Source organism: Ferrovibrio sp. (genome assembly GCF_017994015.1).
In the GTDB taxonomy this organism is placed as follows: Bacteria; Pseudomonadota; Alphaproteobacteria; order Ferrovibrionales; family Ferrovibrionaceae; genus Ferrovibrio.
In genome coordinates, this window is the sequence record NZ_JAGOLP010000087.1 from 1 (window position 1) to 9,932 (window position 9,932).

Annotated in this window: 12 protein-coding genes, 1 other RNA gene and 1 pseudogene; all 14 read left to right on the plus strand. The window is 63.8% G+C overall.

Features of this window, described 5'->3' with window-relative positions; genetic code table 11:
- Positions 1-161: non-coding RNA, 6S RNA (ssrS, locus tag KBB36_RS19795), on the plus strand.
- Positions 162-188: 27 nt separating this feature from the next.
- Positions 189-836: a 5-formyltetrahydrofolate cyclo-ligase gene (locus tag KBB36_RS19800; protein WP_290985234.1), complete on the plus strand. Its 648-nt coding sequence runs from the start codon at positions 189-191 to the stop codon at positions 834-836.
- Positions 837-1,646 carry a TIGR00282 family metallophosphoesterase gene (locus KBB36_RS19805; protein ID WP_290985237.1) on the plus strand — a complete coding sequence of 270 codons (810 nt, stop codon included), beginning with the start codon at positions 837-839 and terminating at the stop codon, positions 1,644-1,646.
- Positions 1,627-2,211 carry a uracil-DNA glycosylase family protein gene (locus KBB36_RS19810; RefSeq protein WP_290985240.1) on the plus strand — a complete coding sequence of 195 codons (585 nt, stop codon included), beginning with the start codon at positions 1,627-1,629 and terminating at the stop codon, positions 2,209-2,211. Before KBB36_RS19805 ends, KBB36_RS19810 begins: the two co-directional genes overlap by 20 nt.
- 151 nt (positions 2,212-2,362) lie before the next feature.
- Positions 2,363-3,112, plus strand: coding sequence for a YebC/PmpR family DNA-binding transcriptional regulator (locus tag KBB36_RS19815; protein WP_290985243.1), 750 nt, complete (start codon positions 2,363-2,365; stop codon positions 3,110-3,112).
- A 7-nt stretch (positions 3,113-3,119) separates the two neighbouring features.
- Entirely contained in the window at positions 3,120-3,653 is a 534-nt protein-coding gene (gene ruvC / locus KBB36_RS19820) for a crossover junction endodeoxyribonuclease RuvC (RefSeq protein WP_290985246.1), read from the plus strand.
- The gene (gene ruvA / locus KBB36_RS19825; protein ID WP_290985249.1) at positions 3,650-4,270 is read left to right on the plus strand and encodes a Holliday junction branch migration protein RuvA; all 621 of its coding nucleotides are present in this window, start codon (positions 3,650-3,652) and stop codon (positions 4,268-4,270) included. Before ruvC ends, ruvA begins: the two co-directional genes overlap by 4 nt.
- Positions 4,267-5,334: a Holliday junction branch migration DNA helicase RuvB gene (gene ruvB / locus KBB36_RS19830; protein ID WP_290985252.1), complete on the plus strand. Its 1,068-nt coding sequence runs from the start codon at positions 4,267-4,269 to the stop codon at positions 5,332-5,334. The genes ruvA and ruvB overlap by 4 nt, the downstream gene beginning before the upstream one ends.
- A complete protein-coding gene (locus KBB36_RS19835; RefSeq protein WP_290985255.1) occupies positions 5,327-5,785 on the plus strand; it encodes a YbgC/FadM family acyl-CoA thioesterase in 459 nt (152 codons plus the stop codon). Before ruvB ends, KBB36_RS19835 begins: the two co-directional genes overlap by 8 nt.
- 6 nt (positions 5,786-5,791) lie before the next feature.
- The gene (gene tolQ / locus KBB36_RS19840) at positions 5,792-6,526 is read left to right on the plus strand and encodes a protein TolQ (protein WP_290985258.1); all 735 of its coding nucleotides are present in this window, start codon (positions 5,792-5,794) and stop codon (positions 6,524-6,526) included.
- Positions 6,526-6,987, plus strand: a complete 462-nt coding sequence (gene tolR / locus KBB36_RS19845; protein ID WP_290985261.1) for a protein TolR — start codon at positions 6,526-6,528, stop codon at positions 6,985-6,987. The genes tolQ and tolR overlap by 1 nt, the downstream gene beginning before the upstream one ends.
- A gap of 17 nt (positions 6,988-7,004) precedes the next feature.
- The gene (locus tag KBB36_RS19850; RefSeq protein WP_290985265.1) at positions 7,005-7,931 is read left to right on the plus strand and encodes a hypothetical protein; all 927 of its coding nucleotides are present in this window, start codon (positions 7,005-7,007) and stop codon (positions 7,929-7,931) included.
- Positions 7,919-9,277 (plus strand): Tol-Pal system beta propeller repeat protein TolB, encoded by a 1,359-nt coding sequence (gene tolB, locus KBB36_RS19855; RefSeq protein ID WP_290985267.1) that lies wholly within the window; start codon positions 7,919-7,921, stop codon positions 9,275-9,277. Before KBB36_RS19850 ends, tolB begins: the two co-directional genes overlap by 13 nt.
- A gap of 339 nt (positions 9,278-9,616) precedes the next feature.
- A pseudogene (locus KBB36_RS19860) lies at positions 9,617-9,932 on the plus strand (hypothetical protein); the annotation flags it as partial.

Consider the following 9,932-nt stretch of genomic DNA (forward strand, 5'->3'; position numbering starts at 1 on the left):
GTGTTCCTGCCCGGTGCGTTTGGTTTTCGCAACCCTGGGGCCAATGCTGATCTCTAGGGAGCTGTCCCTGGCCGGAGCCGAGGCTTCGGGCACACGGCGCCCACCTGGTACGCCAGGCCTACAGAGGTTGGATACATGCCGACGGCCATGGCGGGCACCGTCCACTCGCTTTTAACCCGGCCCCAACCATGCCCCAGTCTGCCCTTTCGGCTTCGCAGCCCGACGCCATTCATGCCGCCAAGGCGACGTTGCGGGCCAAGCTGCGCCAGCGCCGTGCCGAGGCGGCGCTTGCCAATGGCGCCGCGATTGCGGCTGTGGCGGCCGAGCGTTTCATGGCCGGCATTCCCTTGCGCCAGGGATTTGTGGTGGCGGGCTACTGGCCGATGGGTGATGAACTGGATGTGCGGCCGCTGTTGCAGCGGTTGCGCGCTGAATGCGGCGCCGGCATCCTGCTGCCGGTTTCACCGCCGCCGGGCCAGCCGCTGACCTTCCGGCTTTGGGATGGCGCTGCTGCTAGTCTGCGGCCGGGGCGTTATGGCATCCTGGAACCGGACCCGGCAGCGCCGGCCCTGATCCCGGACATGATTATAGTGCCGCTGCTTGGCTTTGATGCCCGGGGCGGCCGGCTTGGCATGGGGGCCGGCTATTATGATGCCACGCTGGCGGCCCTGCGGCAGCAGCAGGCGGTGCTGGCTGTGGGCTATGCTTTTGCCGTGCAGCAGGTGCCGGCGGTGCCGTGCCGGCAGGAGGATCAGGATTTGGATTGGGTTGTCACCGAGCGCGGCGCTATATCCTGCCGCATAGAGCCGGGCGATGGTCAGGAAAGCGGGGTCTAGGTGAAGTTTCTGTATTGTGGCGATATTGTCGGCCGGTCCGGGCGCGATGCCGTTGTGGCCCGCATCCCGGCGCTGAGGCAGGAATGGGGTTTGGATTTTGTGCTGGTGAATGGCGAGAATGCCGCTGCCGGTTTTGGCATCACCAGCCGCATCTGCGCCGAATTTTATGAAGCCGGCATTGATGCCATCGTGCTCGGCAATCATGCCTGGGATCAGCGCGAGACGCTGGCCTATATCCAGTCCGATCAGAAGTTGATCCGGCCGCTGAATTATCCAAAGGGCACGCCGGGGCGCGGCGCCGCCATGTTCAGCACCGTGCAGGGCAAAAAAATCCTGGTGGTGCAGGTGATGGGCCGTGTGTTCATGGATGCGCTGGACGATCCCTTTGCCAGCATTGATGCCGAGTTGGCAAAACATCGCCTTGGCACCAGCGTGGATGCGATCATTGTCGATATCCATGGCGAGGCCACGTCGGAAAAGATGGCGATGGGGCATTTCCTGGATGGCCGGGTGTCGATGGTTTGTGGCACGCATAGCCATATTCCGACTGCCGATGCGCAGATCCTGCCCGGCGGCACCGCCTATCAGACCGATGCCGGCATGTGTGGCGACTACAATTCCGTGATCGGCATGGAAAAGACCGAGCCGCTCAACCGTTTCCTGCGCAAGATTCCCGGCGGCCGTTTCGAGCCGGCCAATGGCGAGGCCACGCTTTGCGGGGTCTATCTCGAAACCGATGACCGCACCGGGCTGGCCACCCGTATCCAGCCGGTGCGGCTGGGCGGCCGCCTTGCCCAAGCCGCGCCTTGAGGCGCTGTTAAGCGATGTTGCAGCCTGCCGGCTCTGTGCCGATGCGCTGCCCTTGGGGCCGCGCCCGGTGGTGCGGCTTGATCCGCGCGCCCGGCTGCTGATTATCGGCCAGGCGCCGGGTACCAAGGTGCATGAAACCGGCCTGCCGTGGAATGACCGCTCCGGCGACCAGTTGCGTGCCTGGCTGGGGCTGGACCGCGCAGCCTTTTACGACCAGAGCCGGGTCGCCATCATGCCGATGGGCTTCTGTTATCCCGGGCGTGACAAAAACGGCGGCGATGCGCCGCCGCGCCCGGAATGCGCGCCACATTGGCATCCGCGCCTGCGGCCCCAGCTCAAGGCGGTGCGGCTCACCCTGTTGGTGGGCGCCTATGCCCAGGCGCGCTATCTCGGCACCCGCAGCATGACCGAGACAGTGCGCGGCTTTGCCGCTTTCGGACCGGATTTTTTCCCGCTGCCGCATCCATCCTGGCGCAATACCGCCTGGCAGAAACGCCAGCCCTGGTTCGCCGCCGAGGTTTTGCCCGCTTTGCGTGCCCGTTTGGCCGCGCTCTGGGCAGCCTGAGGCCCGCCGCTGCCGCCCCGGCTTGCATTTTCAGCCGGTCTGGCTATACCCGACCGCCCAGTTGGGCTGCCGGTGGTCGGGAAAATATGGTAAACATGCCCGATTCGCTAAAGCTCCCCCGTTTCAACCCGTCTTGCCGCGCAGGTAGATCATGGCCGGTCATTCCCAGTTTAAGAACATCATGCACCGCAAGGGTGCGCAGGATGCCAAGAAGGCCAAGGTCTTCACCAAGCTGATCCGCGAATTGACCACTGCGGCCAAGATGGGCCAGCCCGATCCGGCCACCAATCCGCGCCTGCGCGCCGCAATCCAGGCGGCCCGCGCCGCCAATATGCCCAAGGACACCGTGGACCGCGCCATCAAGCGCGGTGCCGGCGGCGATGGCGCGGATAATTACGAGGAAGTGCGCTACGAGGGCTATGGCCCGGGCGGCGTTGCCGTGATTGTTGAGGCGCTGACCGACAACCGCAACCGCACTGCCGGCGAAGTGCGCGCCGCCTTCTCCAAGAATGGTGGCGCCCTGGGCGAAACCAATTCGGTGTCGTTCATGTTTGATCGCATCGGCCTGATCGTGTTTCCGGCCAGCATCGCCAATGCCGACAAGATGATGGAAGCCGCCATCGAAGCCGGCGCCGAGGATTGCCAATCGAGCGACGAAGAGCATGAGGTGGTGTGCAGCCAGGATGATTTTGCTGCCGTGCGCGAAGCGCTGGAAAAGGCCATCGGCGAACCGAAATCGGCGCGTATCGTGTGGCGCCCGAAAACCCTGACGCCAATTGCCGGCGACAAGGTGGAGACGCTGATCAAGATGCTCGACACGCTGGAGGATTCCGACGACGTGCAGCAGGTTTATGCCAATTTCGAGATTTCGGAGGCCGAGCTGAGCAAGCTCGCTTCCTGATCCGATTATGGCGGGCGTGCAGCGCATCATCGGTCTTGATCCCGGCCTGCGCGCCACCGGCTGGGGCGTGATCGAGGCCGAAGGCAACCGGCTGCGTCATATCGCCCATGGCACCATCCGGATCAACCCGGATGAGGAACTGGCCTATCGCCTGCGTTTCCTGCATGACGCTTTGACCGAAGTGCTGGCGGAATGGCGGCCGCTGGCTGCGGCGGTGGAGGAAACCTTTGTTAACCAGAATCCGGCTTCCACGCTGAAGCTGGGCCAGGCGCGCGGCGTAGTGCTGCTCGCGCCGGCCCAGGCCGGCCTGCCGGTGGCGGAATATGCGCCCAACCTGATCAAGAAGGCGGTGGTTGGCGTCGGCCATGCCGAGAAGGATCAGGTGCATGCCATGCTGAAGCGGCTGCTGCCCGGTGTGGTGATCAAAGGCGCCGATGCCGCCGATGCCCTGGCGGTGGCGATCACCCATGCCCATCTGGCCACCACCCAGAGCCGCATCCGTGCCGCCGAAACCGCAGCCTTTATTCAGGCCGGCCGATGATCGCCAAGCTGAAAGGTCTGCTCGACAGCGTTTCGGAGATCGGCTGCATCGTCGATGTTGGCGGTGTCGGCTATCAGGTCTTTGCCTCTGCGCGCACCCTGCGCAATCTGCCGCCGATGGGCCAGGCGGTGCAGTTGTTTATCGAAACCCATGTGCGTGAAGACCATATCCACCTGTTCGGTTTCCTGACCCAGGCCGAACGGGCCTGGTTCAACCTGTTGCAGACTGTGCAAGGGGTTGGCGCCAAAGTGGCGCTGGCCATTCTTGGTTCGCTCAGCACCGATGAACTGACCCGTGCGCTGGCGGCGGGCGACAAGGCCATGCTGACCCGCTGCGACGGCGTGGGGCCTAAGCTGGCTGTGCGCCTGATCACCGAATTGAAGGACAAGCTGGGCGGGCTTGATCTGGGCGCGGCTGCTGCCGGGCTGCCAAGCGCTGGCGAAAGCGCCGCCGTTGAAGGGCAGGGTGCGGTGGCCGATGCGCTCTCGGCCCTGGTCAATCTGGGCTACAAGCGGGTGGATGCCTTTGGCGCCGTTACCGTGGCAGCGCGGCAATTGGGCGACAAGGCTGATGTTTCCAGCCTGATCCGGCTCGGCCTGAAGGAACTGGCGAAATGAGCGAGGCGAACCGCCTGGTTTCCGGCAAAAGCGCCGAGGGCGATGAACTGGATCGCCATCTGCGGCCCCAGGTGCTGGCGGATTTTGTCGGCCAGGCCCGGGCGCGTGAGAATCTTTCGATCTTTATCGCCGCCGCGCGCGAACGCGGCGAGGCGCTGGACCATGTGCTGCTGCATGGCCCGCCGGGCCTGGGCAAAACCACCATGGCGCAGATCGTGGCGCGTGAATTGGGGGTGAATTTCAAGGCCACCTCCGGGCCGGTGATCGCCAAGGCCGGCGACCTGGCGGCGTTACTGACCAATCTTGAAGCCCGCGATGTGCTGTTTATTGATGAAATCCACCGGCTCAATCCGGCGGTGGAGGAAATCCTCTATCCGGCGATGGAGGATTTTCAGCTTGATCTGATCATCGGCGAGGGGCCCTCGGCGCGCAGTGTGCGCATTGATCTGCCGCCCTTCACCCTGGTGGGCGCCACCACGCGCTCTGGCCTGCTCACCACGCCATTGCGGGAGCGTTTTGGCATTCCTTTGCGGCTGAATTTCTACGAAGTGGCGGAACTGGAATTCATCGTCAGCCGCGGGGCGCGGATTCTGGGCCTCAATCTGGATGCTTCCGGCGCGCATGAAATTGCCAAGCGGGCGCGTGGCACGCCGCGTGTGGCCGGGCGGCTGCTGCGCCGGGTGCGTGATTTTGCCGCCGTGGCCGGGGCCAAGGTGGTGGGCGCGGCGCAGGCCGATGCCGCCCTGACCCGGCTGGAAGTGGATGCGCGTGGCCTGGATGCCATGGACCGGCGTTATCTCGGCACCATTGCGCGCGATTTCAGCGGCGGCCCGGTGGGGGTGGAAACCATTGCGGCCGCTTTGTCAGAGCCGCGCGACGCGCTGGAAGACATCATCGAACCCTATCTGATCCAGCAGGGTTTCCTGCAACGCACACCGCGTGGCCGGCTGCTGACGCCGCAGGCTTTTGGCCATCTTGGCCTGCCGGTGCCGAACCGGCCGGATATCGGCCAGCTTGGCCTGCTGGACGACCCGGATGGCATCGGGGGCGGCGGCAATGGCTGAAGCGGCGCCGCAGGGCCAGCTTTATCCGCTGCGGGTGCAGTGGGAGGATACCGATGCCGCCGGCATCGTCTATTACGCCAATTACCTGCGTTTTGTGGAGCGGGCGCGTTCCGATGTGCTTTTGCGCCAGGGTATCAGCCAGGAAAGCCTGTTGCGCCAGGAGGGCATCGCCTTCGCGGTGCGCGGCTGTGTTGTCGATTACCTGAAGCCGGCCCGGCTGCATGATGAGCTGGTTGTGGCGACGACACTGCATGAGGCGCGAGGGGCGACGCTTGCGCTCGACCAAAACGTGTGGCGTGGGGCGGATCTGCTGGCCAAAACCCGGGTGACACTGGCCTGTATCGACATGGCCGGGCGGCCGAAACGCATCCCCCGGGCGATTTCGACGCTATTTGCCACACTTTCAACAAATTTTTCGCAATCTTCTGGTACCCGGACTGAAAAGGAATGAGGCGTTATGGATAGAACAGTGAGTACGGCGGCCCTTGCCGGCAATGCCCCCGCAGCCGACCTGTCGATGTGGGCGCTGTTTCTGCAGGCCGACTGGGTGGTCAAATCCGTTATGCTGATGCTGGTCCTGGCCTCCTTCTGGTCCTGGGCGATCATCTTCGAAAAGCTGATCAAAATCCGGCGCACGATTCGCGAGACGGATCAGTTCGAGCATGATTTCTGGTCTGGCGGTTCGCTCGACACGCTGTATGACCGGCTCAACCAGCTTGGGCCGCAGCATCCGATGGCGGTGCTGTTTGTGGCCGCCATGCGCGAATGGCGCCGCTCCACCGAGCGCGGCCTGGTGCGTGGCAAGCAGGGCCTTGGCTCGTTGCAGGTGCGTATCAGCCAGGTGATGCGGGTTTCCATCGACCGCGAGATGGACCGCCTGGAACGGTATCTCGGCTTCCTCGCCTCGGTCGGTTCGGTGGCGCCCTTTGTCGGCTTGTTCGGCACTGTCTGGGGCATCATGAATTCCTTCCACTCGATCGCCGCCAGCAAAAACACCTCGCTGGCCGTGGTGGCGCCCGGCATCGCCGAAGCGCTGTTCGCCACGGCGTTGGGCCTGCTTGCCGCGATCCCGGCGGTGATGGCCTACAATAAATTCTCCAACGACCTCGGCCGGCTGAATATCCGGCTGGAAGGATTTGCCGGTGAATTCCAGGCTTTGATGAGCCGCCAGCTTGATGAAGAGGCTGCCTGATGGGCGCGCAACTCGCAGGCGGCTCCTCGCGCGGCCACCGCATGCGGCGGCGGCCGATGTCGGATATCAACGTCACGCCGCTGGTCGACGTGATGCTGGTGCTGCTGATTGTGTTCATGGTCACGGCGCCGCTGCTCACTGTGGGTGTGCAGGTGGATCTGCCGAAAACCCAGGCCTCGGCGATACCGGGCCAGGATGAACCGCTGACCATCACCATCGATTCCAAGGGCGGCGTGTTCTTGCAGGAAACCGGGGTTGATCTGGAGCAGCTGGTGCCGCGCCTGACGGCGATTGCCAATGGCGCGCTGGATCGCCGCATCTTTGTGCGTGGTGATCAGGCGGTGAATTACGGCAAGGTGCTGGAGGTGATGGGGGTGGTGAATGCCGCCGGCTTCACCAAGGTGGCGCTGATCGGTAATCCACCCCAAGGCAACAGCAGCAGCAATCCGCGTCGGCGCTAGGGTAGAGGGTCAGGGCAGTGGAGCGTCGTTCGTATATCTACTCGGCAGCCTTCCACGCGACGATTGTCGCCGTGGCGGTATTTGGCCTGCCGTATTACGAGCCGGAGCGTATTCCCGAGCCGCCGGTGATCCTGGCCGAACTGGCGCCTATCGCCGAAAAAAGCAATGTGCCCAAGGTGCAGCCGCTGCCGGTTGAAGCCAAGGTCGAGCCGCCGAAGCCTGAGCCGGAACCGCCCAAGCCGGAAGCCAAGCCCGAGCCGCCCAAGCCGGTGACCGCCGCGCCGCCTCCGCCCCCGCCACCTCCGCCGCCGCCACAGCCGCAACCCAAGCCGGTGGAAGCCGCCAAGCCGGCACCGCCGCCGCCTGAGCCGTTGCCCAAACCCGAAGCCAAGGTGGAACCGCCGAAGCCGGAACCGCCCAAGCCACAGCCCAAGCCCGAGCCGCCCAAGCCGCAGCAGACCCAGGCCAAGGCGCCGGATTTCAGCTCGGTGGCCGCCCTGGTCAACAAGATGCAGAAGCCGGCACCCGCGCCGCCCAGCCCGGCACCGGCTCAGCCGCAGGTGGCGCAGCGCACACCGGCGCCGCCGGCACCGCGTGCCGATGGCCCGTCCAATCCCAATCTGCCGCTATCGATCAGCGAAAAGGATTTCATCGCCAGCCAGATTTACGACAAGTGGAATCTGGATTGTGGCCGCCGCGATGCGCGCGAGCATGTGGTGCGTATCCAGTTCATGCTGAATCCGGATGGGTCGTTGAAAACCCAGCCCGAAGTGCTGGATGCGGTGCGGCTTTATGCCCAGGAAAGCTATCGCGCCTCGGCCGAGGCGGCGCGCCGCGCTGTGCACAAGGCGGTGCCGTTCAAATTTCCGCCCAATACCGATATCGCTAAATTCACTCAGGAAATCGTTTTGAACTTCGACCCGAGGACGCAATGCAATTCGTAAAACGCACCGCCAGCGCCATGCCGAAGCTCGCCGCATTCTTTGCCCTGTTACTCCTGGCCGCCAATCCAGCCTGGGCGCGGGTTGAGATCGATATCAACAAAGGCGCGATCAAGCCGATCCCGATCGCGATTTCCGATTTTGATGCCGATAACGCGCAGGCCGGCAAGCTGGGCCTGGATGTGGCGCGTGTGATCCGCGCCAATCTGGAACGCTCCGGCCTGTTCGCCCCGGCCGATCCCAAGGCGCATATCCAGCAGCCCGCCGCCATGCGGGTGCAGCCGCGCTTCCAGGATTGGCGGGTGATCAACATGGATGCGCTGGTCACCGGGCGTATCGAATTGCAGGCCGATGGCCGGCTGCGTGGTGAATTCCGCCTCTGGGATGTTGCCGCTGAGCAGCAGATGACCGGCCTGGCGCTGTTCACCACGCCGGATAACTGGCGCCGCCTGGCGCATCTGATCTCCGATGCGATCTATAAGAAAGTGACCGGCGAGGACGGCTATTTTGACACCCGCGTGGTCTATGTGGCCGAAAGCGGCCCGCCGGATCGTCGCGTCAAGCGTCTGGCGATCATGGACCAGGATAGTGAGAATCACCGCTTTCTCACCGATGGCCGCTTCCTGGTGCTGACGCCGCGTTTCAGCCCGAGCCAGCAGGAAATCACCTACCTGTCGTATTTCAACGACCGCCCGCGTGTGTATCTGTTCAATATCGATACCGGGCAGCAGGAACTGGTGGGCGACTTCCCCGGCATGACCTTTGCGCCGCGTTTTTCGCCGGATGGCAACCGGGTTATCATGTCGCTGGCGGTGGATGGCAATTCCGACATCTACATGATGGATTTGCGCACCCGGGCGCGTAGCCGCCTGACCTCGGATGCGGCCATTGATACGTCGCCCTCCTTCTCGCCGGATGGGCGCCAGGTCACCTTCAATTCCGACCGTGGCGGCACCAAGCAGCTTTATGTGATGGAGGCCGATGGTTCGAATCAGCGCCGCATCAGCTTTGGCCAGGGCCGCTATTCCACCCCGGTCTGGTCGCCGCGCGGCGATCTGATCGCCTTCACCAAGGAAGGCGGCGGCACCTTCGCCATCGGTGTGATGCGGCCGGATGGCTCGGGCGAGCGTATTCTCAGCACCTCGCCGATGGTGCAGGAAGCGCCAACCTGGGCGCCGAATGGCCGCGTGCTGATGTTCTACCGGGAGCGATCTTCCGATTCGCGCGGGCGCGGCCAGCGGGTGCGTTTATTCTCGATTGACCTGACCGGATTCAACGAGCGCGAGATTGCGACGCCGATAGATGGGTCCGATCCGGCCTGGTCGCCGCTCTCGGCGCTGATTCGTTAACGCGATTTGGCGCCGGACTGTTGCAGAAATGCCGCAGTATTTCGGCATTCATGCAGATGGTGGTAGTTTGTATCTCACCCCCTTGATTCGAGTTTAGGCGGTGGATATGATTAAAAGTGACGCAGTGGCTAGAACCGTTGGTTCCGGCGAGCTTTTCCGTTGGCATGTGACGTGGTCCAAAAGACAAACTGCCTGCGGGTATGGATCGCAGACCGAGTCCGGTTGAGCTTATGGCGGCGGATCGTGGCCTGAGGAATTAATGCCGATGGTTGTGGTCTGCGAGTAGGATTACAACAGGTACCTGAACACCAAACCAAACCCTTGGAGGGGTAAAACATTATGCGCCTCAACACCTTCGGCACCAAGTTCCTCGCCGTTGCCGCTGTGGGCCTGTTCCTGGCCGCTTGCGAAAAGGCTCCGGAGACTGCCGCCAACACCGGTTCGACTGGTGCCGCCGCCGCCCCGGCTCGCCCGGCTCAGGCTGCCACTGCGCCGGCCACCACCGCGATCCAGCCGGGTTCGGTGAACGACTTCCAGGTCAATGTCGGCGACCGCGTGTTCTTCGACTATGACAAGTTCGACGTGAAGCCGGCCGGCAAGGCCACCCTGGACAAGCAGGCCGCCTGGCTGAAGCGCTATGGCCAGTGGAAGGTCG

Bases quoted from the DNA above. Each gene is read 5' to 3' on its own strand.
- KBB36_RS19800 (WP_290985234.1), top strand. From the start codon at position 189: ATGCCCCAGTCTGCCCTTTCGGCTTCGCAGCCCGACGCCATTCATGCC.
- KBB36_RS19835 (WP_290985255.1), top strand. From the start codon at position 5,327: ATGGCTGAAGCGGCGCCGCAGGGCCAGCTTTATCCGCTGCGGGTGCAG.
- ruvB (WP_290985252.1), top strand. From the start codon at position 4,267: ATGAGCGAGGCGAACCGCCTGGTTTCCGGCAAAAGCGCCGAGGGCGAT.
- KBB36_RS19815 (WP_290985243.1), top strand. From the start codon at position 2,363: ATGGCCGGTCATTCCCAGTTTAAGAACATCATGCACCGCAAGGGTGCG.
- tolR (WP_290985261.1), top strand. From the start codon at position 6,526: ATGGGCGCGCAACTCGCAGGCGGCTCCTCGCGCGGCCACCGCATGCGG.
- tolB (WP_290985267.1), top strand. From the start codon at position 7,919: ATGCAATTCGTAAAACGCACCGCCAGCGCCATGCCGAAGCTCGCCGCA.
- tolQ (WP_290985258.1), top strand. From the start codon at position 5,792: ATGGATAGAACAGTGAGTACGGCGGCCCTTGCCGGCAATGCCCCCGCA.
- ruvC (WP_290985246.1), top strand. From the start codon at position 3,120: ATGGCGGGCGTGCAGCGCATCATCGGTCTTGATCCCGGCCTGCGCGCC.
- ruvA (WP_290985249.1), top strand. From the start codon at position 3,650: ATGATCGCCAAGCTGAAAGGTCTGCTCGACAGCGTTTCGGAGATCGGC.